This window comes from Paenibacillus sp. YSY-4.3 (genome assembly GCF_054767475.1).
Genome location: NZ_BAABMC010000003.1, coordinates 661,737 through 684,134 on the forward strand (window position 1 = coordinate 661,737; position 22,398 = coordinate 684,134).

Below are 22,398 nucleotides of genomic sequence, written 5' to 3' on the forward strand. Positions count from 1 at the left end.
AAACACTCACCTTCCCCACTACTCCTTAATTGATTAAACTACTGAGCTGAGTTATGACTAGATGGTCAGGCTAGATGTATTTCATGCAGTTAGTTCAGCGGTTTTAGCCATGTTAGAGGGAACTAACTGCAAAACCTACATCTAGTTCTAGGCTGTTTCGACGAATGAGCTCCATTCAAGTAAACTAACTGCATGTTTTACATTTAGTGCATGGTTTTTTTATAAAAAAGCTTAACTAGTTGTATAAAATACATTTAGTTTTTTAAATTTCCAGTAGAATGCTTACTCAAGCTTCCGGAAGACGAAGAAAATGTATACGAGTACAAGTTACTATCCAGTATCTTTGATATAACCATTACTTCATCTAGGGAAGAGCAAGTTCTATCGTTTGTGTAAAAGAGCTTAGTATTCTCCAGAAACAATATAAGGAGAAAAATTAACATCCACCGCGGCTTCCAAGAAACCGGATCGTGAGAGGTCCTAACCAGTTATAGCAAATTGCATCATTCGCCTCTAGGCCTCTTATTTTTAGCCTCTACAATGTAAGGTTCTTTATTTAAGGCCCAACCCTCCACCACACAAAAAACACCTTCTACATTCGTAGAAGGTGTTCATTTGCGTATGTTATTGCAAAAGCTGCTGAACCGCTTGACTCACGAGCTTAGTCTCAGCCCGGCCAACGACCTTAGGCTTGAGCGCACTCATGACTTTCCCGAAATCCGCCTTCGAAGAAGCACCGGTTTCCTGGATGGTCTGCTGTACAATGACTTTAATTTCTTCTTCTGTAAGCTGTTCAGGAAGGTATACGGCAATAATCTCAGCTTCAGCTTTGACATTTGCAGCAAGATCATCGCGACCTGCTTTTTCAAATTCTTGGAGGGCATCTTTGCGCTGTTTGATTTCACGACTTAGGATATCAAGCACTTCATTATCGTTCAAAGGTCTTTTCAGATCTATTTCAAGATTCTTGATCGTAGCACGAACCATTCGAATGGTGGAGAGTTTGAACTTGTCTTGACTCTTCATCGCTTGCTTCATATCTTCGTTCAATCGCTCGCTAAGATTCATGGTAGCTAATTCCTCCTAAAACTTTCTCTTACGAGCAGCCTCGGACTTTTTCTTGCGCTTTACGCTTGGCTTTTCATAATGCTTGCGTTTCTTCACCTCAGCCAATACGCCATCTTTTGCGATGGAACGCTTAAAGCGACGAAGTGCAGCATCAATTGTCTCGTTTTTGCGAACTTTAGTTTCAGACACCAGTTTTCCCTCCCTCCGACCAGACCGTCCAAGAGCATAACACGGTTCATCATTCTTCATTATAGGGGAAAAATAAATCGGGTGTCAACCAAACACCTAGTTTTTATCTTTCATTTTCACCATTAAATTTTTAGATGGCGTGCGAATCGGAACTTTGAACCAACGCGCCGAGCTTTGCTCCGCCTAACAAATGATAGTGGATGTGATAGACGGCTTGTCCGCTGTCCGGGCCGCAGTTGTTGATCAGACGGTATCCTGTCTCGGCAACGCCAAGCTTCTTCGCGGCTTCCTGGGCCACACGGTGCAGCTCCCCAATCATGGCATAATCTTCAGATCCCACGTCATTCATCGTCGCAATATGCTTCTTCGGAATAATCAGAACATGCGTCGGAGCGGCCGGCTGAATATCATGAAATACGAGAAAAGTATCGTCTTCGTACACTTTGTTTGAAGGAATCGATCCATTTGCGATTTTGCAAAACAAACAATTTTCCATTTCCAAGCCTCCTACAAATATATATGTACCATCATACCGAAATTTAACAAAAAAAAGAAGCACCCTGCTCCCTCGAAGTCGAGTTCGCTGGTCGTACGGACGTATTGGACCCAAAAATAAACTCTGTCACCAATACGTCCGACGGGGTGCTTGCAAAAATGATGTCGGCTAACTGTAGTATAACAGCCGGGTGAAGCTGTATCTGTGATGTACATCACGGATACACAAAACTTCGGCCTATTTATCAAATGGAGGATTTCGAGCTTATCCCCCGCACCCTTCCACAAAATTTACAGTCTTTCGAGCATAACCCGTGAGCCTTCCCCGCCGCTTTCTGCCGGGATGACGATCAGCTTGCGGGCTAATCTTGCTCGAAGCTCGGCCACGTGGCTGATAATCCCTACGGATAAATGATCGTGATGGAGATGCTCCAATGAGGTGATCACTGTATCCAACAGCTCCGGATCCAGTGTGCCGAAGCCTTCATCCAGGAAAAAGAACTGCAGCGGATATTGGCCGCGAAGCTGGATTTGCGCCGATAAAGCCAAGGCAAGTGCCAGGGAAGTAAGAAATGTCTCCCCGCCGGAAAGAGTAGCTACCGGACGCTTTACCCCGCCGTTAGCATCGTCGCAAATAACAAATCCTCCCCCGGAATCGCATTCCAGCGCATATCTCTGATTCGTTAGGAACCTCAATCTTTGCGATGCCGCTTGGCTGACGTTCATCAACTGCTCCTCCGCAACGTACTCCACGAACGCATTTCCGCGCAGCGAAGATTGCAGCTTGGCCAGCAGCCCCGCTTCATGCTCCCGCTTCAGGCGGGTTTTCTCGAGCTCCTTCCAGCGAACATGCCTTTGCTCGAGATCCTCCAAATCACGCTGCGACCTGGCTTTCAGTTGCAATGCAGCCTCGTCCTGCTCCTTTGCCAGCCGCAGGGCTTCGCAGCATTCCTGCCACTCCTCCTCAGACACATTCCGGCCTTCCAGCTTACCCTCAAGCTCTTTGAGATTAATCATCAGCTCGCGTTCGGCATTCCGGTGGGATTGGATCTGCTCCTCCATGGAGCCCATCCGTTCCTTATCCATAATGGCTTCCGCAGCCTGCTGCTCGTTCTCGAATGGAGAAGCTCCAAGCTCAGCCTGCCACTGCTCCAGCAGCCTCGTTTCCTGCCCTTGGGCGTCCGTGGCCGCCTGCTGTGCTAATACGTCCGCCTGACTGCAGCGCTGACGCTCCGCTTCGGCTTCCGCTTGGCGGCGTTTGCCCGCCTCCGCCTGCGCGCGCAGCCCGTCGATCCGCTGGCGGGTGCTCTGAAGCAGCTCATCTGCCGATTCCTCGCCGATCCATGCTGTCAGGCGCGTCTTTTTGTCACGGAGTAATTCCTGTTTACCCTGTTCTTGAAGCTCCCATTGCAGCAGCGACTTGTCGAGCTCGGTGATGTCTTTTTGCAGTTGGGTGATGTTTGCTGTCTTCTCTTCGATAAAAGGAATGCTTAAAGCCAGCCGCTGCTTGATATCGTCCGCAACCTGATCCCTCTCGTGGAGCTGCTCCATGCGGCTAACCGCTTCCTCTGGCGACAAGCCCGGATGCTCAAGATCCCATTCCTTCATCAGCGTTGCAAGCGCTTCACGGCACTCGCGGCTATTCCTTTGGGACTGTTCGGCCAATTGGGATACTGAAGCTGCCTCCGCTGTCGCGGAAGCCTGCTTTGTCTGTATTTCGGCCAGCTTATGAGTTATGGTCTTAACGCCGCGCTCTAAAGCAGCGAATTCCTCGCGCCGATCAGACTGCTCACTCTTCAATTCCTCATACCGCTGTGCTAGTACAGCTATCGTCTGCGCTCCCCCGGATAGACCAGTCTCTAATTCACCTGGTTCAGAGAACACAGCATGCAGCGAGGAATCCGGGAATACGGCGGCGGCATGAGATACAGCTGCTTCACGGCGCGCAATCGCAGCGGACGGAGCCTCTTCAAGCGCTGCTTCCAGCGTGCTGACCAAGCTGTCAAACGCATCGGAGTCCCTCGATGCTGCGTAGCGCAGATCGCGGGCTTGTACCAGCAGCGCGCCAGCCTGCTCCAGCTCCGATTCGCCGTTCACAGAGCCCTGCGCTTCCATGCCGGGAGCCGCCGGAGCCGGATGCTCCATTGAGCCGCATACCGGGCACGGATGTCCTTGGCTTAACGCTTCGGCCAAACGCATCGACCAGTGGTGCTCATCCCGCTCTTTCGCGGAGCGCTTCAAATCTGCCTCGAAACGCTCGATCCGCTCGGCAAGCCCGGCAGTCGCGGCAGCTAGCCCCGCCAGCCTCGCTCCGGCCTCCCAAGCCTTCTCCGCCAGAGCTAAACGCTCATGTACGTATCCGGCTTCCTCCTGAGCCAGCGCCTCCTGGCGGCCGTTTGCCTCTTTCGACCTTGTAAGCTGCTTGCTCTCCTCCGCTTCCGCTTTGCTTAAAGCCTCGCGGGCGCTGCTGATCCCCTGCTGCCGGGATACTGCATCCTGCAGGCTGCGCCGCTCGGAAGCCTTCACCTCATTGCTCTTGAGCTGCTCCTCCAGCTCCTGCTTGCGCTGCTGCGCTTTGATCAGCAGCTGCTCCTGCTTGCGCTGCTCCTCACCGAGCTGCCGGTGCTGCGCGCTTGCCTGCTCCCGCTGGGCCTGCAGGCTCTTCGCCTCCGCAAGCAGCTGCTCGCATTCGGCCTGCAGCACCTTCGCCTGCTCGAGCTGGTCCAGCCGCAGCAGCAGTGCCGGCTCCTCGCGCCCGAGCTCGGCCGCAGCCGCTTCCGCGGCCTCCGTCGCAGCGCGGGCGCTGCCCGCCGCGGCCTCCGCCGCCGCGCGAGCCTGGGCAGCCGCAGCGCCGCGCGAGGCGGCGAGCTGCTGCGCCTCCTTCCAGGCCGTAAGCGCCGGCCTGATCCGCTCGGCAGCAGCTGCGGCCGCGAGCCGCGCCTCCAGCTCGGCGACGGCGCTGTCCCGCTCGCGCAAGGCCGCGAGCTGGGCGGCACGCGCGCTGCGCTCGAGGCTCAGCTCGCGTACCTTCGCGAGCTGGCCGCTGTGCTGCTGCGCGAGCTCGAGCTCGCTGCGGCGCGTTTCTGCGAGCACTGCAGCAGCTTTAAGCGCAGCCTCAGCCTCGCGCAGCGCCGCTTCCGAAGCGTCGCCGAGCCCCTGCTGCTCCGCAGCGAGCTCTTTGAGCGCCTGATCGTTCTCCTTCACCTTGCGGCTCAATTTCTGGGCCAGAAGGTCGCCGTATTTCTCCAGATGGAACAGGCGCTGCAGCATCGCTCTGCGCTCCGCCCCCTTCAAAGAGAGGAATTCGGCGAACTTGCCCTGGGGAAGAACAACCGCCCGGGTGAAGTCATCCATTTTAAGGCCGATTTTTTCTTCGACGCAGCGCGTAACATCGGCAAGCTTATCGGCCATTACCTTCTCGCCCTCCGGCGAGATTTCGATGAAGCGGCTAACCGTATTGCTGACGGAAATATCGCCTTGGCGTTTGAAGCGGCGCTCTACCCGGTAGCGCTCCTCGCCGCTTGCCGACATCAGTTCGAAGGTGAAAGCCACGAACAGTGAATCCTCCGAATGGTTCATAATCCCCTGCGTTCCCCCGGAGGCCCGGCCGACTTTACCATACATCGCCAGAGTAATGGCATCGAGAATCGTCGATTTGCCGCTCCCGGTCGGACCAAAAATGCCAAACAGCCCGGTATCGCACAGAGCGGTAAAGTCAATTTCCTGCATGCTCCGGTAGCTTTGCAGGCCCGATAACTTCAGCGAGATTGGCTTCATAGTTCCTCCTCCTCCTCGATGCCGGCGGCTGCATCCTCCGCCACCAGCGACATAAACAGCTCCACAAGCTCTTCTTCCGCCTCCGCGCCGCCGCTTTGCCGCTGGTAAAATTTGCGGAACAGCTCGTGAACCGGCATTTGAGCGCGCGAGGCAGCCGGCATCTCCTCGGCCCGTCCCGGATAAACCGGACGGATATGAACAATTCCCTCGTGGGCCTTGCGCAGTGCCTGAATGTCACTCATCGACATCGCTTCGGCCAAGCTGATCTCGAGGTCGATGAAGGCATTCATATCCCGCCCCTCTTCAAGCCAGCGATGGGCCTCTTCCAAGCCGCCGCGGCATGTCCAGCGGACCAGCGGACGGCCGCTGCAAAGAAACAGCTCCTCCGTCCTCGGAGCACCCCCGGGAGCTGCATCAAGCAGCATCACCGATTTCGCCTGCCCGGCCTCCGAGAAGCTGTAGGCAAGCGGAGAGCCGCTGTACCGGATCAGCCCGCTGCCCTTGACGAGCTGAGGACGGTGCAAATGCCCAAGCGCCGTATACTGGGCTCCGACATCCAGTGCCGAAGGATCTACCGTATACGCGCCGCCGACTTGAATAGGCCGCTCGGAGTCCGATTCTACTCCGCCCAGCACATAGATATGGCTCATAGCAAGATTCACAGTATCCGGCCGGAATTCCTGAGCCAGCTGCCGCATAAGCTTGCCGACCTTGGCACTGTAGGCCGAGCGAAGCTCCCGCTCGTCGCCGTCCTCAGCCAGCAGCTCGGATAATCTCGCTTCCGATGGGTATGGCAAGGCAGCGATGACCGCCCGTTCTCCCGTACGCGGCACATCTACGATCACGCTCCGGGTACTCGGAAGTCCGACAAGCGTAATTCCCCGCTGCGAGACAAGCGGAGAAACGGCAGAAATGCGCTCGGGCTGGTCATGATTCCCTGCGATGACGACAAGCTGGCAGCCGTTGTCATTCAGCCGGGCCGCCGCATCGTAGAACAATCCCTCGGCAGCCGCAGGCGGGTTAACGCTGTCGTATACGTCGCCGGCCATTAATATCATATCTACCTGCTGGTCGCGGGTAAGCTGGATAAGCTCATCCATGAACATCTCTTGTTCCTTAAAACGGCTTCTCCCCTCCAGCGTCCTTCCCAGATGCCAGTCTCCCGTGTGCAAAATGCGCATTCCCTGTTCCCCCTCTAAATTTTGAAACTACTGCGATTATTCCTGTAATTTGACCGCTTCCCCGTTATCGAAAAAGTACAGCCATTTCTCACCGACCTTACGGCCAATAATCTGCTCAATCGCTTTGGCGTATAGTTCAAGCTGGAACCGGTAGGTTTCCGCCAATGCCGGCACGCCCCCTAAGTGCTCCAACACCCGGTCGCTCTTGTAATCCAGTAAATATAACTTATCGCCGACCGAAAACAAGCAGTCGATGATCCCTTGTATAAGCACGGTCTCTCCTGCCAGCTCCTCGATCACCAGACGCTTACCGGCAGCGTCGGTTTCATCCTCAAGACCGGCACCAGGCGAAGCGAACCGCGGATAGGCCTCCTCTACAGACAGGCCGTAGCTAAACGGCATCTCCCGCCGGATCCAATCGGCCTGGCGAAGCAAAGCGCCCAGCGGGCTCCGCAAAAATCCGGCAACCCGTGCAGCATCCATTTCCGCGCTCTGCTCCCGGGACATAATCTGCAGCTCTACAAGCTGCTCCAGCGTCCGGTGAACCGTCTCTTCCTCCGCCTCCTGGTCAAAAGGAAGATGCTGCATGAGCGTATGATACGCTGTTCCTCGTTCGGTCGGCGTCATCCGCTTCTCCTCCATGAACTTCGGACGGCGCAAATGCAGCTTGTATTCGGCCTTCTCCTCGAGGACGTTCCGCCGCTCTAGACGCGCCTCCTCCGCCGCGAGCCAATCCATCGGCGGTTCTTCTTGCATGGCCAGGAGCGTCTTCATTTCCGTAACAGAAGTCTTGGCCGAAATTCGCCCGGCCATTTCGTAAGGATAGCGCCAGTCCAGCCTTGCCTTTACGGCATCCCCAAACTCCATATTCTCTGCCGGACGAATGGGAACAGGACCGCCGGATACCAATGCCTGCAGCATCGCCTTTTCCTCCGGCGCCCAAGCTTTAGTCGCTGCCGCCTGTGCAAAGGCAGCCACGAACTGCTCTGCGGCGATGAACCCGATAACCCAATCCGGCCCGCTTCCAGTCTCATAGTCCGCCGCAGGGTCAGGTAATCCAGCGTATTCCCGCAGCTTCGCCGCAGCCGGATGACGGATCAAAGAAGGCCCGATCCAATCCAGGTAGCTGCGTCCCCTGGCAATCAAATAATCAGGAAGCTGCTCGGTACCGCTCGCCAGAATACCTCCCCATGACTCCACCGACTTCGCTAAATCTTTGACCGAGGAGATCAGAATGAGCTTGTCCTTAGGTCTAGTTAGAGCCACGTACAGGACCCGTATTTCCTCGGCCAGCAGTTCCAGCTGCGCCCGGCGGCGAATCGCCAGGTTCGGAAGCGTCGGATAGCTCACCCGCGTATTCTCGTCGACGAACTTTGGCCCATACCCCATTTCCTTGTGCATCAGGAACGGCGTATTCAAATCCTGCCGATTGAACATTTTAGATAAGCCCGCCACAAAGACGACCGGAAACTCCAGCCCCTTGCTCTTGTGGATGGTCATAATCCGAACTGCATCCTCCTGCTCTCCGGCGGAAGCCGCCGCGCCAAGATCGCCGCCGTTCTCCCGGAGCCTCGTAATATATCTTAAGAACCTGAACAGGCCGCGCGCTGCCGAGGATTTCTCGAATTGTCTGGCCCGGTCAAGAAGAGCGCGCAGGTTGCCCTGCCGCTGAGCTCCTCCCGGCAAACCGCCGACCCAATCCAAAAATCCGGTTTGCCGGTAAATATCCCGGATCAGATCGCCGAGTTCGCCCTCTCTAGCCTTGTTCCGCCAAGACTCAAGCTGCTCTGTATAGACGATTAGCCTGTCCTTCAGCGGAGCGGGTCTTGCCACCGCATGAGCCGCTGAATGCATTGTGGCCCAAGACTCGTCCGGCGCCGCTCCAGGTTCATCGCCCTCTTCTCCTGGCGATGCTGCTGCCAGTGAACCACTTGCTTCCACGGCTTCTGGCACGATGTTCTTTGCCTCTCCCGCAGCCTCTGCCAAAGCCTCCGTCCCTGCCATATCCGCCTTCTCCGGGCCGATATAAGCCTGCACAGCTTCGTAAAAGTTGCCTTTCGGGGCCGCGAGGCGTATTTCGGCCAGTTCCTCCTCTGACAAATTGCAGAGCGGCGAACGCAGGACAGCCGCCAGCGGAATATCCTGCATCGGGTTATCGATGACCTGAAGCAGTGACATCATCGTCTCGACCTCAGAGGCATCGAAATAGCCTTGGCTCACTTCACCGTAGGCCGGTATCCCTTCCATCCGCAGCTCCTCCATCATGGCGGGAGCCCAGGTTAAAGTAGAGCGGAGCAGAATGACCATATCCCGGTATTCCACGGGACGCAGTTCTTTCAAATGCTTATCGTAAATGCGCAGCGGCTTCTGCCGCATCTCCCGGATCTTGGCCGCAATCGCCCGGGCTTCCAGGCGTACGGCTTCCAGATCGGCAAGCTCCTCTTCGATTCGAGTTCCGTCTGTCTCGCCTTCCGCTGCCAGGGTTTCGCCCTGCGCGGCCGCATCGCCGCTCCGGTCGATCAGAAGCAGTTCAGGACGATAATCCTCTCCATCATTGTCGGGGTAGCCTTCCCCGTACACGAGCTCCGAGCGGGAATCGTACGCAATTTCCGCAACTGTCTCATTCATGATTTGCCGGAAGACATAGTTAACGGCATTGATCACTTCCCGCCGGCTGCGGAAATTGCGGGCAAGGTCAATTCTAAGCCCTTCCGCCGACTCATCCTCGCCATAGCTCCGGTATTTCTGCAGGAATAGCCCGGGCTCCGCCAGCCTGAACCTGTATATGCTCTGCTTCACATCGCCAACCATAAAGCGGTTGCCCGGCTCCTGCCGGGAAATCAGCCGAACGATATCCTCCTGCACCGTATTCGTATCCTGATATTCGTCGAGGAGCACCTCTTCGAATTGTTGTTGATATTCCAGCGCAGCATCGGAAGGCACGACCTTCTCCCACGATGAATCCGGATGACGCAAAATTTGCAGACAGTAATGCTCAAGGTCGGAGAAATCAAGCCAGCCTTTGGCCGTTTTCTCCTTGCGGTACCTCTCGGCGAATTCCACGACGAAGGACGACAGCTCAGCCAGCAGCGGAGCCATCTGGTTCATCTCATCCAGAAACGCCTCGGGCGAGCGGCCGAACAGCTGCGTGCGCAGCTCTGTGAGCGTCTTCTTCGCTTCCTCGCGGAGCCCTTTGACCCGCTCTTGCAGTACGGGATCAGTCTGATCCTTCTTGCACGGCTTCAGCTTGCCGAAGGCGATAACGTCAAATTTCCCATGCAGCAAAGACCACTGTCCTTCATGAACTGAAGCCAGCATCTGCTCGACCATGGCGATGTCCTCTTCCAGCGTAGCAGCATAAGGCTGCGGTCCTCCGGGGGACACAGCGATCGCCTCGGCCTGCCGCAGCAGTTGAACGGCTCCCTCCAGCGTCAGCTTCGCATCGCTCAGAATGCTGCCGACCCACACGCTCTTCTCCAAAGCCTCTACACTAGGAGCGGCGAAAGCTTCGGCTGCCTGACGCAGCCAGATATCTGGCCATGAATGGCTTCGCGAGAAATCGTACAGTTTTTGCACTAGGAAAAACACGGCATCATCGCTGCGTTCCCCGCCGAACCAGTCCACTAAACGCAAAAACGGGCTGCCCTCCCGCTCGATCGCATATTTCTCTTCGAACAACTCCTCAAGCACTTCCTGGCGAAGCAGGGCGATCTCGCTTTCGGAAGCGATACGGAATCCCGGGTCAAGCGGAATCAGCGTATAATAACGCTGAATCACTTCCATGCAGAAAGAGTGCAGGGTCGTAATCGAAGCACGGCCCAGAATGGCAAGCTGCCGCCCCAGGTGCTCATTCGCTGGATTCCGGGCCAGCTCCTTCTCGAGCGCCTCCCGGATGCGCTGCCTCATTTCCGTAGCGGCTGCCTTCGTAAAGGTAGCGACCAGCAGACGGTCCACGCTAAGCGGGTGATCCGTGCTGCACAGCTTCCGGATGATGCGCTCCACCAGCACCGCCGTCTTGCCGGAGCCAGCCGCCGCGGCGATCAGCATATTGCTGCCGGACAGCGCTATCGCTTTCCACTGATCGTCGCTCCAATAACTGCCCGGCGGCTTCGGTATGCTCATCTTTGTACCTCCTCCCTGTCTTTTTGTTCGAACAGCTCCCACAGCTTATCCTTGCCGGGCTTGCTCAGCACTTGATAAGAAACGTCCTCTACCGTTTCATCGAAACGGCAGACTGGTTTAAAGGCGCAGTACGTACATGCCGTCTCAGTGCCTAACCGATAAGGAGTAATCCGTATGTCCCCTTCCGTAATTCTCGTTCCGATTCCCGTTATCGACTGCCGTACCGAACGAAGCAGCGTGTGCCACTGCTCTTCCGTTGCGACGGAAGCGCTGCTGTAGAAGCCTCCGTCGGCTTTGACCGCGACCGGCAGGATATCGGAATATCCTTTATCCAAAACGCCGTCCATCTTGGAAATGGCGTCGCGATCCGCAAGCAATAATCCTTTCATTTTGAATCGCTTCAGCATCTCCAGTTCGGCCTGCTCCGGGCTCATGCCATTGCTGCTCTGCAGCAGCGGGTTATGGACATGAAAGTACAGAGTGCCAGCGGGCATTGCCCGTTCCCCAAGCCACGACTCGCTGGACGCAAGCAGCACCTCGAGATAGGTCAGCATTTGCAGCGATAAGCCGTAATACACCTCGTGAAGCTTCAGATCCGTCTGACTTGACTTGTAGTCGATAACTCTCAGCAGCAGCCCCTGCTCCCCCTCTGCCACATCGACCCGGTCGATCCGGCCGACGATTTCCATGACGCAACCGTTCGGAAGCTCGAAAGTAAGCGGCGGAAGGGTTTGTCCGGGTCCAAAATCCAGCTCCAGGCCGATCGGCTCGAAGCTGCCCCTTCTGGAATGCTCGCCAAGAATGATAGAGGCGCGACCGACGATATTCTTAAGCTTGCGGGTAATGTATCCATAGCGCTTTGAGCTTAGCAGGATCTCGCCCTGCAGCTTTGGCGCAATCCGATCGACTGCGATCTCTGCCTCTTCCAGGCATTGCTCTGGGGAAAGGCTGCCCCAGCTGCGATTCTGCTCCCTGAACGTCAGCGCCATCGAACTCAGCGCCGCATGGAACAACTGCCCGATATCCGGTGCCTTCAGCCGGTAAACTTGCCGTTCCTTCAGCTTCAAGCCATGAGATGCAAAATGCGAAAATGGACAGGCCGAAAATTTCTCCATCCGGGACACACTCGTCCGAAGGCGCTTGCCGTATAATCGCCGGCTCGTCGCAGCCGTAAGCCCCCGTACCTTGTTGCGGTATTCCAGCGAGCCAAGCAGGCGGCCAACCTTGCCGTCCCACTCCGGTTGGGCCTTATACCAGCCCAGCACGCTCCACCATATCGGAGAGATCGGCTCACCGCTGCGCCAAAGCCGCAGCTGATCGATTAGCCGGGATAACGTCGGCGCCGGCCGGCTCACAAATTCAAGCTGCCGTCTCTCGGGATCTCCTGCGGCCGGAGCCTCCGCCAGAAAGTGCTCCTGCAAGCTCGGGAAAATCGTCTTCACATGCCGGATAACCTCGGAAGGCAGAAGCGCCTTGCCGTCTTCATCAGCCAGTGGATAGCTAAGCCATAGCGAGCGGCTGGCTGCCGACAAGGCTTCGTAAATGAGAAAACGCTCATCGAGCAGCCTACGCGTCAAACCAGGGGCCAGCCCGATGCCGATCTCAGAGAGCCGTGTCCGCTCCTGATCACTGAGCACGCCTTCTTCCTGCAGGCTGGCAGGCATGATGCCCTCGTTGATTCCAAGCAGGAATAGGTGCTTAACATGGCTTGAGCGCGTGCGATCCGTGCTCCCGATCAATACCTGATCCAAGGATGGCGGAACAAGAGACAGCTTGAGATCCTGCAGCCCCGTCTCTATGATGCCGGCGAATATATCCAAGCTAAGCTCCTCTTCTCCCATCATTTCTACGATTTGATCGAGGAGGTCCAGGACGGCGCTCCATAGCTGGCGATGCTCCATAGCCTCCTGCGGCCTTCCCTGGCGCTGGGCCTCATGCGCCAGCTTGTCCAGGCGATGTGCAGCTTCGGTATCCTCGAGCAGCTTGTAGACCGCCATGCACATTTCACGGGCATTGCTGCTCCGCTTCAACCTCGTCTCAAAAGCGGACAAGGGCGTTACAATCGCCTCACGGCAGCGCTCCAACAGGCGCATAGTCCCGCTCTCCGCCTGCTCCGCCGAACGATCGGGGCCCTCCAGCGACAGGCTCGGCATGCCCTTCCATGGGCGGCCATCATTCCAGCGATAGCCATGAATACCGCTTGCCAAGGCATAGTTTTCGAGCCGATCCATATCGCTTCTCGTCAAGCTGCCGTCAAGCGGCAGCAGAAATTCACTTTTGACGCAGCGGAATACATCCTCGTATTTCCAAAACTTCAACACAACGTCCAAGGCTCCCCGTACCAGCTCTACCATAGGATGATAGAGCACGCTCCGCTTCTGGTCGAAGAAATAAGGGATGCCGTATTCCTCGAACACCGGGCCGACGAGATGGTCGTAATCCTCCAAATTTCTGACAAGCAAAGCCATGTCGCGCCATCTCGCCCCCTGCTCCCTGGCCAGGGCAACCATCGCCCGCGCGGCTCCTTCAATCTCCATGCGCCGACTGCCCGCCGCATGCAGAGTCAAAGCAGCTGGCAAATCCTCCGGCTGCGCTGCTCCCTTCCACGGGGTCCGATGTTCATAGGCAAATTCCAAATGCGATAATGTCTCATTGTTCTTAAAGCGGGGAAACGGACGGGCGCCAAGAACCTCTGCCGCCTTAACCTCGACTTCGCATTCCTCTGCGAGCTCGCGCAGCTTCATGTACGTTATAGCCGTAGAATGGAACAGGTTCAGTTCATGCGGTAATACTCCATCATCATAAGGACGATCCAACGTAAGCGATACGGTCATCGAGGAGGCCACGGACATGAGCGCGCCAATGGCTTTGTACTCCTGCGGGGTAAAAGACTGAAAACCGTCAATCCATATGTCGGCCCCGCGAAGATAGGATGACTTCGGCGCGCCCTCCGCAAGCTTGACGACATGATCCTCTGCATCTATGTAGAGCTGGGATAGTTCCTGGTCAAATTCGCGATAAATGACGCTTAGATCATGGAGCTTATCCTTCAGGAGCGGCGATTCGCCGTCCGACCTTTCGAGGATTTCTCCGTATTTGTCCAGTGCCGAGAAATCGGCATCATGCTTCTTCAACTCGCTGTACAGCGTATTGATCCTGTCGATCACGCCGAGTTGATCGCCCGACTGTTTGTATAGCTTCAGCTCTTTGCGGTGCCTGCGCATAATTTTGTAGAGGAGCATCTTCTTGCCCTCTTCGCTGATCGGTATAAGGGCCGATCCGCCTGTTTCCTGCATAACCCGCAGGGCCAAGCGGTGAAAGCCAAGAACCTGAGCCCTGACGGTACCATATAATTGCTCCGACTGGACGATTGCGCGTTCAATCTGGAACGTCCCCTGCTCCGGGGCGATTAATATAATCGGGGGGCCCGCCGGGTCGGCCCTTAGCATCGAGGTGATCCGTTCCAGTATCAAGCTGCTCTTGCCGCTTCCCGAACGGCCGATGATCAATTGAAGTGACATGGTACTCCTCCTAACAGCAAGCTTGCAGTAAGCCTAATATTGTATCAAAGCAAGAAGCGCGAGCATTTCACGGCTTCTTGTCACGGTCATGTAAGTTAATTTACATTATAGCATACAGATTTTTTGCTTATGCCATAAACAAGAATATATGTTCTGTTCATTTTAAACTAGTAAACGTGCAAAATACAACAAGACTTCTGATACAATCAGAAGTCCTGCCCGCTAGTAATTACTGAATTCCCTGTATTTACCACATGGAATTTGTTAAAATGTCTTGCTCCGCACCTCAAAGATCGCGAACTTTAAATAGTGTCCTTCATTGACGCCTAAAATTTGCGGGTGGTCTTTCCCGGCTGCCCGCCACTCGATCAGTCTGAGCACCTTGCCCGCATCCATGGCCGCTTCCTGAATCGTCTGCAGGAACAGCTCCGGCTTCATATGGTAGGAACAACTTGCGGTAACCAGGTAACCGCCTTCGTTAACCAGCTTCAGGCCATGCAAATTAATGTCTTTATATCCTCTGCACGCCCCTTTGACCGCCCCCTTCGTCTTGGCAAAAGCCGGGGGATCGAGAATAACGACATCCCAGGTACGGCCACCTCCGGCTGTCATCGGCTGAGAGGTATCTGCCTTGCTGTTATCGGCGGCGCGTTCACGCCGTTCGTCCAACCCCTTTACCTGGCTGCGCAAGTATTCAAAAGCATCCGCCACGACGAATTCGACCCGGTCTTCAAAACCGTTCAGCCTGACGTTCTCCCGGGCGCTTTGAATCGCGTGCTCGGAAATATCGAGGCAGGTTACTTTTTTTGCGCCATACTTGCATGCATGCAGTGTAAAGCTCCCCGTATGAGAGAAGCATTCAAGCACGGTTGCCCCATCCCAATATGGAAAAGTAACCTCGTTGCCCTTCCGGTTGACCGGAGCTGTGCGGAATCCACCGCCGTCAGCAGGAAGCTGCTGCAGCATAACGCCGCTCCGTTCCCCCCAGCCCGTCATCAGCGGTTCGATGGAAGCGCGGTTCTCGCGCTGATCAAAGAAATATCCGGTTTTCTGTCCTTGCCAGATGTCAACTTGGATCAATAGGCCGTTCTCCGTCACAGTTACATGCTGCGGTGTCTCGCCATAAAGCGGACCCTTTACCTCCTCGAGACCTTCCAGAGCACGGACGGATACGTCGCTGCGCTCATAGATGCCCGCCGGTTGAAGTACAGCTGTCAAAGCTTCCACAATGCTGGCGCGGCAGCGGTCCATCCCTAGTGTGAGCAACTGTACGACAAGAACGTCGGCAAACCGGTCCACGATCAGTCCTGGCAAGAAATCCGCCTCACCATAGACAAGCCGGTAGGCATCCTCCCGCAGAAATCTGTTGCGGTGCGCAAGGCACTGTTCGAAACGCCGGATAAAGAAAGATGTATCCATCTCTTCGAGCGGTTGATAAGATACGACCCGAACCGTAATTTGCGAATCGGGATTGTAGTAGCCCGTTGCCAGGAACTTGCCTCTCCAATCCAGTACAGCTACTAGACTGCCGGGTTCTGGCCCGCCCTCTACTTTCTCGATTTCATTGTTGTAAATCCAAGGATGCCCCTGTTCCAGCCGCTTCTTACGACTGCGTTGAAATATGACTGATGGCACGCTGACCCACTCCTTTTATTCTTAAATAGCTTCTCCTCGACTTGCGCCAGCCGCCGGTACTCGGGAGCCCTTATGGAAACGGCCTTAGGCCACGGGGCATGAGAGCTGCAAGGACTGCATATATGTAACTTGTACAGCTTTATCAGAGGAGGGAGCTCATGTTTCACGAAATTGTGTTCCCGGCGACATTTGGCTTTGCTTTGTTTCTGCTCGGCATGAAAATCATGGAGGCTGCGCTGCAAACCTGGGCTGGGCCGAGGCTGATCAAACTGCTTCAGGCCTCGACGCGCACGCCATGGACGGGCCTATTGTCGAGCACCTTCGTTACCGCCGTGCTCCAGAGCAGTACGGCGGTAACGGTCATGACGATCGGGCTCGTCAATGCCGGGCTATTGTCTTACGGCCGGACACTGGGCATCATCCTCGGCGGCAACATCGGGACCTGCCTGACAACCGAGCTAATCGCCTTGAACATTTCGCGGCTTGGCATTCCGCTCATGATCGGCTCTCTCGTGACATGGGCTTGCGCTGTCATGGGCGAAGAAGCCCTTCCCCGCAGCCGGAATGGCGGGGGCTGGGCGCGAAAGCTCCGGCCGATCCAATTCGGGTCCCTCGCTTTGTTCGGCTTCAGTCTTATTATGATCGCGATCAAGTGGATGCAATCGATCGGGCCCGCTCTAGAGGATCGCGGGGTGATCGCCTGGCTGTTAAAGCACGCGGACGACAGCCTCCTGTGGGGAGCTATTGCCGGAGCGATTCTCACCGCGCTCATCCATAGCAGCGCAGCCGTTATCGCCATGACGATGGGGCTTGTAGCTGCCGGAGCCCTCCCTGTCGAGTTTGGGATAGCCATGGTCATCGGTTCCAATGTCGGCACATGCATTACGCCGCTGATCGCCTCGGTCGGCAGCACCCGTTCTGGACAGTTCGTCGCCTGGTCCCATGTCGTCCTCAATGTGCTGGGCGCACTGCTCTTCATGCCTCTGATTCCATGGCTTGAGGCCGCGGCAGTTTGGCTTAGCAGCGATCCTGCGGCGCAAATCGCGCACACGCAGACGATTTTTAATGTGGTCTGCTCATTGCTCGCACTCCCTTTTTGCTACTTGCCCATATGGTCAAGATGGGACGGGCCGACGCAATACACCTCGCCGGCAGCGCCGCTGCCCTCCGCCAAAACACGCGATTAGACCTGAACGTCCAGCAGTTTTAACGCTTTTTCCAAAATAAAATCATTATTATCGTAACCGGCATTGCATTGCCTTTCCCAAGCGGTCGCGGGCTCATACCAAGCAACACTGCGTATTTCTTCCGTTTGAGGTTTCAGCATGCCGCCCTCGCTTTCGACAAGATAGTAGTGAACTTCTTTTTGAATGTCTCCATGCTGCGGATGTTGATAAGTATAAGCAATAATATCAATGGGCTCGACGATCCGGCCGATGATGCCGGTCTCCTCCCTAATTTCACGAAGCGCGGTTTGCTCGATTGTCTCGCCGTTCTCCCGCTTTCCTTTTGCAAAGGATATTTTGCCGTATCGGTCTGTAATGAGCTGAATTTGCAATTGTTCCGCTTCTTTGCGGTAGACAATGCCTCCTGCGGATATTTGCTTGGACGGCATAACATGATCCCTCCTTATTCGTAGCACATTCTGTTTAAATACGGGGCTTCAGCTTGCCCCCCCGTACCAGGGATAATACCCAAATGGACAACAAGGATTTCACCCCCGGGGTGAAATCCTTGAATGCAGGTATGATATTTAAAGCGTGATAAGCCTAGTTAACACTATTAAGCCAAGGCTCTGGAGGAATCCTCCAAAACACGTACAAGCTGGCCTTCGCATGTGTTGACGCCCGCTTTCGTCAGCTTAACCCGGCATACTTTACCGGTCAAATCCCCAGAGGCCTCAAAGCGAACTTGCAAATAGTTGTCACTAAACCCGGCAGCGTAGCCTTCGCCCGTGACTCCCTTCTCATCCTTCTCTGGAATAACATCGATTACCTGGCCGACAAATTTTTGCGCGTACGCAAGCTGCATCGATTCCGAGAGATCGATCAACTCATGAACCCGCGCATGCTTCACTTCCTCGTCCACCTGGTCCTCCATCCGCGCTGCCGGCGTACCGGTACGCTTGGAATAAGGGAACACGTGCATTTCCGAGAAGCCGATGCGCTTAATCGCTTCGAAGCCCTCGCGGAACAGCTCTTCGGTTTCGCCCGGGAAGCCAACGATGATATCTGTCGTAATCGCTACATCCGGCATGAAATCACGAATCTTCTTGATTTTAAGCTCGAATTCTTCAATTGTATATTTGCGTCTCATCCGCTTCAGCACTTCATTGCTACCTGCCTGCAGCGGAATGTGGAAGTGACGGCACATTTTGCTGGAGCCCTTCAACACTTCGAGCATCTTATCGTCGATCTGGCTTGCTTCGATCGAGCTGATCCGCACGCGCTCGAGACCCTCCACCTTATCCAGCTCCCAGAGCAAATCAGACAAGCGGTAATTTTCAAGGTCATCGCCGTACCCCCCAGTATGGATACCGGTCAAAACGATTTCCTTGTATCCTGCGGCGACCAGCTGCTTCGCCTGATTCACGACGCTTTGCGGATCGCGGCTGCGGGATAACCCCCGCGACCATGGGATGATGCAGAAGGTGCAGAAATTATTGCATCCTTCCTGGATTTTGAGGAAAGCGCGCGTCCGGTCTGCGAAATCCGGTACGTCCAGCTCTTCAAAATCCCGGGTCTTCATAATGTTGCGCACGGCATTGATCGGCTGACGCTGCTCTTGAAGCTGTCCAATCAGCGGCATGATCTTCTCCCGATCCTGGGTGCCGATGACTAAATCCACCCCAGGAATGTCCAATATTTCAGCAGGTGATGTCTGGGCATAACAGCCCGTAACCGCAACTATCGCGTCCGGATTGCGGCGGATCGCCCGGCGAATGATTTGCCGCGATTTCTTATCGCCTGTGTTCGTAACGGTGCACGTATTAACCAAATATACATCGGCGGTCTGTTCAAAATCGACCTGCTCGTAGCCTTCGTTCTTAAAGAGCTGCCAAATGGCTTCCGTATCATAGAAGTTGACTTTGCAGCCCAACGTGTAAAAAGCAACGGATGGCATTGTTCAAAACTCCCCCATTTCTCCGGTTTCATACATGATGCAGGTCAGGGCGGCCATTCCGGCCGTCTCCGTTCTCAATATTCTTCGGCCCAACCCAATGGACACGGCACCTGCCGCTTCTAATTGCGCGATCTCTTGCTCTGTAAATCCGCCCTCAGGCCCGATCGCGACCAATACCCGCGGCTTCGTTCCGTCCCCTATGCGCTCCGAAAAAGGCTTCAGCACGTCCCGCAGCTGCTGGCCGTGCTCCTTCTCGTAGCATACGCATGCGAGGTCGTATTCCGGCAGCTTGCCCAGCAGCTCCTTCCAGGTCGCCGGCGAATCAACCGCCGGAACCCTGCTGCGATGAGCCTGCTCGGCCGCCTCCTTCGCGATTTTGCGCCAACGAAGCGCCCGCTTCTCCTCTTTCCGCGGATCATACTGAACGACCGTCCGTTCCGACATGAAGGGCAAAAAGGAGGAGGCGCCGATCTCCGTGCATTTCTGGATGACGATTTCCATTTTATCGCCTTTCGGCAAACTTTGGGCGATCGTCACCTGAACACGGGGTTCTCCGGATGCCTCTAGCATTTCTATAATACGGGCTTTCACTTCCTGCGCTTCGATTTCCGTAATCTCGACAAGCGCTTCCCTAGCGATCCCGTCACTGACAATCAGCTTATCTTCAGGCTTGGAACGCATCACTTTGCCTATATGGCGAGCGTCCTCGCCGGTTATGCTCACCGTCTTATCCCCAAACTGTTCGGGGTCAATAAAATAACGCTGCATTTCTCATCAACCTCACCTTAATCACCAAAGAACATCATACAACTTTTGAATTATGGATTCCAGTATTTATTCCTCGAAAAAATTGGCGGGACTATCCGCCGAACAGCATAATGAAGAAACTGGCAAACTGGAAATAAATCGTTTCGGCTCCCGCATATAAAGGTTGGATAATCACACTGCGGAGCTGCGGAATGATCAGGATGAGCAAAAAGATGAACACAGACCATTGCTCGAACTGCTTCAGTTTGATTCTGGCCCGGTCAGGCACGATATCCTCCAGCAGGCGGTAGCCGTCAAGCGGCGGCAGCGGCAATAAATTGAATAGGAAGAGGAATAAATTCCAGAAATTAAAAATTCCAAAAAAAGTATGAACGGCATTGTACAAGATTTCATTCGAAATCATGTCGATGATACCGAATTTGGAAAGCGCGACATAAATCAGCGTCCCGAGAAATCCGAGCAGCAGATTGCTCAGCGGCCCTGCAGCGGTGACGACGATCCCCATTTGGCGCGGCTTCTCAAAGTTATCCCGGTTGACGGGAACCGGCCTTGCCCAGCCGAATCCCGCAATGAGGAGCAAAATCACTCCGAACAGGTCGAAGTGGACAGCCGGATTCAGGGTGAGCCGCCCCTGCAGCCGTGCTGTTGGGTCCCCGAATTTATTGGCAAAATAGGCGTGGGAAAATTCATGCACGGTAAAAGCTATGATCAGCGTTATCAAAAAGTAGGGCAGCTGATCCAGGGGAATCCGCAATATTTTATTTAAAAAATCCATGAACCGCTACCTCTTTCTCGCCACGAAAGCAACCCAATCCTCTTCGCGGGCGGCTTCCTCGATCTCGAAGCCCGCGGCAAGCAGCGCTTCCCTTACGGCTTGTTCTTTATTCTTGTATATTCCCGAAGCAATATAATATCCGCCCGGCTGCAGCGCCTGGTAGACATCATCGATGAATAACAGGATGATTTCCGCCAGTATGTTGGCTACGACGACGCGAACGGGCAGCTTAACGTTAAGCCCTTCCCCTGCCTCCTGCTTCAAAACGGATAGCAGGTCGCTTTCCACGACCGTAATCTGTTCCTCCAGCTTGTTCAGTCTTGTATTCTCGATTGCGCTGGAGACAGCAACCGGATCCAGATCCAATGCAAGCACCCGGGATGCGCCAAGCTTTACCGCCCCGATAGCGAGGATGCCGGAGCCCGTCCCGACGTCGATAACCTCGTCCCCTTCTCGAATGACGCCCTCCAGTGTACGGAGACACAACGAGGTCGTCGGATGTGTCCCTGTTCCGAATGCCATGCCCGGATCAAGCTCAATGATTTTCTCCTGCTCCGATTGGGGTACGTAATCCTCCCAGGTCGGCTTGATCGTCAGCCTTTCGGACACGCGGATCGGTTTAAAGTATTGCTTCCAATTGTTCGCCCAGTCGTCCTCGCTGACATCCTTCACTGCGATCTCTGCCTTGCCGGGATCAATGTCGTAATCAGGCAGCTCTGCAATCCGTTCCTTCACGGAAGCTACCACCGCATCAATGTCGGTCCCTTCTGGGAAATATCCGCTAATTCTTGCTTCCCCCTGCGGGATATCGTTGGGCGGTATTTCAAACCATTGTCCCAAGGAAGTATCTCTTGGCTTATTGTTGTCCACGTACTCTTCAATGGTTACACCGCCAGCTCCCCCCTCATGCAAGAAGTTGGTAATCATTTCTACCGCTTCTTCCGTTGTATGTATAGATATTTCCTTCCAAATCATGTTGATTTATCCTCCTCGGTTCATACGCATACCCTTTATTGTACTATATAATATCCAGGGAAACAAAGGGCCGCTAGATCATCCCATTGTCGTTTCAGAGTAAATGAAAAAAGGGCAAAAGACCGCAAAACCGTCTTTGCCCCTATTGTCCATATAGACCCGTTCTGCATGGATCATTACCATACAAATCAGAAGCGCTGCTGCTGCCTGCGGTCAGCGCGCTCGCTGCGCTCCAACGCTTCCCAATCCTCCTGATCGGCCAGCTCTTCGGAAAATTCCACGTCCTCGTTGTGTCCGCTGGACATTCTTGACGCTTTAGCCGCGTTGGGGCGTTTTGCATCCTGTTTGTGCTCGCTCATTTTCTCATTTCCCTCCTTCGGATATTTGCAAGTTACATCATCCCGCCCAGCTCTTCAATAATGCGTAAAGCCTGATGATGACTGGACTCGTCCACGACGACCGTCAGCAGGATATCGTGACCGGTCGGTCCACCCTGCCCGCCATGGCTCATCCCGCTTGCAGCCGGATCGGCTGCCGACAAGATGCTTGCCGACCTGTTGGTTATCTCCGCATCCTGAGTTATTGCCGCCAGGCTCGAAATATTGCCGCCGACTGGATTTTGCGGGTCATAACCCTCTCCCGAATATCTGCTGAAGCGATCGATAGACAAGTCTGCGACCCGAAGGGCCTGCAGCTTCCTGGCAGCACCTTCCGCCTCTTCCGGGCTTTTGAAATAAGCGAGTATGTTTTTTTCACCCATCCGTAATCA

The 22,398-nt window shown here is 54.9% G+C and carries 16 protein-coding genes; 1 reads left to right on the forward strand and 15 read right to left on the reverse strand.

The window, feature by feature from the left end:
• Positions 1–624: 624 nt before the first annotated feature.
• From ACYUJT_RS13885 to ACYUJT_RS13920, 8 genes are all read right to left on the reverse strand, one after another.
• Complete coding sequence (locus ACYUJT_RS13885) at positions 625–1,068, reverse strand: GatB/YqeY domain-containing protein (RefSeq protein WP_460323032.1); 444 nt, start codon at positions 1,066–1,068, stop codon at positions 625–627.
• A gap of 15 nt (positions 1,069–1,083) precedes the next feature.
• Positions 1,084–1,257, reverse strand: a complete 174-nt coding sequence (gene rpsU / locus ACYUJT_RS13890) for a 30S ribosomal protein S21 (RefSeq protein ID WP_005547957.1) — start codon at positions 1,255–1,257, stop codon at positions 1,084–1,086.
• A 130-nt stretch (positions 1,258–1,387) separates the two neighbouring features.
• A complete protein-coding gene (locus tag ACYUJT_RS13895) occupies positions 1,388–1,753 on the reverse strand; it encodes a histidine triad nucleotide-binding protein (RefSeq protein WP_460323035.1) in 366 nt (121 codons plus the stop codon).
• 290 nt (positions 1,754–2,043) lie between these two features.
• A complete protein-coding gene (locus ACYUJT_RS13900) occupies positions 2,044–5,529 on the reverse strand; it encodes an AAA family ATPase (RefSeq protein WP_460323037.1) in 3,486 nt (1,161 codons plus the stop codon).
• Complete coding sequence (locus tag ACYUJT_RS13905; RefSeq protein ID WP_460323039.1) at positions 5,526–6,710, reverse strand: exonuclease SbcCD subunit D; 1,185 nt, start codon at positions 6,708–6,710, stop codon at positions 5,526–5,528. Before ACYUJT_RS13905 ends, ACYUJT_RS13900 begins: the two co-directional genes overlap by 4 nt.
• Before the next feature lie 36 nt (positions 6,711–6,746).
• Positions 6,747–10,832, reverse strand: coding sequence for a helicase-exonuclease AddAB subunit AddA (gene addA / locus ACYUJT_RS13910; protein WP_460323041.1), 4,086 nt, complete (start codon positions 10,830–10,832; stop codon positions 6,747–6,749).
• The gene (gene addB, locus ACYUJT_RS13915; RefSeq protein WP_460323043.1) at positions 10,829–14,353 is read right to left on the reverse strand and encodes a helicase-exonuclease AddAB subunit AddB; all 3,525 of its coding nucleotides are present in this window, start codon (positions 14,351–14,353) and stop codon (positions 10,829–10,831) included. The genes addA and addB overlap by 4 nt, the downstream gene beginning before the upstream one ends.
• 264 nt (positions 14,354–14,617) lie before the next feature.
• The gene (locus ACYUJT_RS13920; RefSeq protein ID WP_460323046.1) at positions 14,618–15,988 is read right to left on the reverse strand and encodes a class I SAM-dependent rRNA methyltransferase; all 1,371 of its coding nucleotides are present in this window, start codon (positions 15,986–15,988) and stop codon (positions 14,618–14,620) included.
• Positions 15,989–16,146: 158 nt separating this feature from the next.
• On the opposite strand from ACYUJT_RS13920, the gene ACYUJT_RS13925 reads away from it, so the two are divergent.
• A complete protein-coding gene (locus tag ACYUJT_RS13925) occupies positions 16,147–17,175 on the forward strand; it encodes a Na/Pi cotransporter family protein (protein ID WP_460323048.1) in 1,029 nt (342 codons plus the stop codon).
• Here the strand turns inward: ACYUJT_RS13925 and ACYUJT_RS13930 are convergent.
• The 7 genes from ACYUJT_RS13930 to ACYUJT_RS13960 all read right to left on the reverse strand — a co-directional run bounded on the left by ACYUJT_RS13930 (position 17,172) and on the right by ACYUJT_RS13960 (position 22,389).
• Positions 17,172–17,603 (reverse strand): NUDIX hydrolase, encoded by a 432-nt coding sequence (locus ACYUJT_RS13930; protein WP_460323050.1) that lies wholly within the window; start codon positions 17,601–17,603, stop codon positions 17,172–17,174. The genes ACYUJT_RS13925 and ACYUJT_RS13930 overlap by 4 nt on opposite strands.
• 167 nt (positions 17,604–17,770) lie before the next feature.
• A complete protein-coding gene (gene mtaB / locus ACYUJT_RS13935) occupies positions 17,771–19,111 on the reverse strand; it encodes a tRNA (N(6)-L-threonylcarbamoyladenosine(37)-C(2))-methylthiotransferase MtaB (RefSeq protein WP_460323052.1) in 1,341 nt (446 codons plus the stop codon).
• A 3-nt stretch (positions 19,112–19,114) separates the two neighbouring features.
• Positions 19,115–19,879 (reverse strand): 16S rRNA (uracil(1498)-N(3))-methyltransferase, encoded by a 765-nt coding sequence (locus ACYUJT_RS13940; protein WP_460323055.1) that lies wholly within the window; start codon positions 19,877–19,879, stop codon positions 19,115–19,117.
• 91 nt (positions 19,880–19,970) lie between these two features.
• Complete coding sequence (locus tag ACYUJT_RS13945) at positions 19,971–20,654, reverse strand: site-2 protease family protein (RefSeq protein ID WP_460323057.1); 684 nt, start codon at positions 20,652–20,654, stop codon at positions 19,971–19,973.
• Positions 20,655–20,660: 6 nt separating this feature from the next.
• Positions 20,661–21,629 carry a 50S ribosomal protein L11 methyltransferase gene (gene prmA / locus ACYUJT_RS13950; RefSeq protein WP_460323060.1) on the reverse strand — a complete coding sequence of 323 codons (969 nt, stop codon included), beginning with the start codon at positions 21,627–21,629 and terminating at the stop codon, positions 20,661–20,663.
• A gap of 188 nt (positions 21,630–21,817) precedes the next feature.
• On the reverse strand, positions 21,818–21,988 hold the full coding sequence (locus ACYUJT_RS13955) for a YfhD family protein (protein ID WP_460323063.1): 171 nt from the start codon (positions 21,986–21,988) through the stop codon (positions 21,818–21,820).
• A gap of 32 nt (positions 21,989–22,020) precedes the next feature.
• Positions 22,021–22,389 carry a hypothetical protein gene (locus tag ACYUJT_RS13960; protein WP_460323066.1) on the reverse strand — a complete coding sequence of 123 codons (369 nt, stop codon included), beginning with the start codon at positions 22,387–22,389 and terminating at the stop codon, positions 22,021–22,023.
• Positions 22,390–22,398 lie beyond the last annotated feature (9 nt).

Bases quoted from the DNA above. Each gene is read 5' to 3' on its own strand.
- ACYUJT_RS13945 (WP_460323057.1), bottom strand. From the start codon at position 20,654: ATGGATTTTTTAAATAAAATATTGCGGATTCCCCTGGATCAGCTGCCC.
- addB (WP_460323043.1), bottom strand. From the start codon at position 14,353: ATGTCACTTCAATTGATCATCGGCCGTTCGGGAAGCGGCAAGAGCAGC.
- addA (WP_460323041.1), bottom strand. From the start codon at position 10,832: ATGAGCATACCGAAGCCGCCGGGCAGTTATTGGAGCGACGATCAGTGG.
- ACYUJT_RS13960 (WP_460323066.1), bottom strand. From the start codon at position 22,389: ATGGGTGAAAAAAACATACTCGCTTATTTCAAAAGCCCGGAAGAGGCG.
- ACYUJT_RS13940 (WP_460323055.1), bottom strand. From the start codon at position 19,879: ATGCAGCGTTATTTTATTGACCCCGAACAGTTTGGGGATAAGACGGTG.
- prmA (WP_460323060.1), bottom strand. From the start codon at position 21,629: ATGATTTGGAAGGAAATATCTATACATACAACGGAAGAAGCGGTAGAA.
- ACYUJT_RS13925 (WP_460323048.1), top strand. From the start codon at position 16,147: ATGTTTCACGAAATTGTGTTCCCGGCGACATTTGGCTTTGCTTTGTTT.
- mtaB (WP_460323052.1), bottom strand. From the start codon at position 19,111: ATGCCATCCGTTGCTTTTTACACGTTGGGCTGCAAAGTCAACTTCTAT.
- ACYUJT_RS13955 (WP_460323063.1), bottom strand. From the start codon at position 21,988: ATGAGCGAGCACAAACAGGATGCAAAACGCCCCAACGCGGCTAAAGCG.
- ACYUJT_RS13930 (WP_460323050.1), bottom strand. From the start codon at position 17,603: ATGCCGTCCAAGCAAATATCCGCAGGAGGCATTGTCTACCGCAAAGAA.
- ACYUJT_RS13900 (WP_460323037.1), bottom strand. From the start codon at position 5,529: ATGAAGCCAATCTCGCTGAAGTTATCGGGCCTGCAAAGCTACCGGAGC.
- ACYUJT_RS13905 (WP_460323039.1), bottom strand. From the start codon at position 6,710: ATGCGCATTTTGCACACGGGAGACTGGCATCTGGGAAGGACGCTGGAG.
- ACYUJT_RS13885 (WP_460323032.1), bottom strand. From the start codon at position 1,068: ATGAATCTTAGCGAGCGATTGAACGAAGATATGAAGCAAGCGATGAAG.
- ACYUJT_RS13895 (WP_460323035.1), bottom strand. From the start codon at position 1,753: ATGGAAAATTGTTTGTTTTGCAAAATCGCAAATGGATCGATTCCTTCA.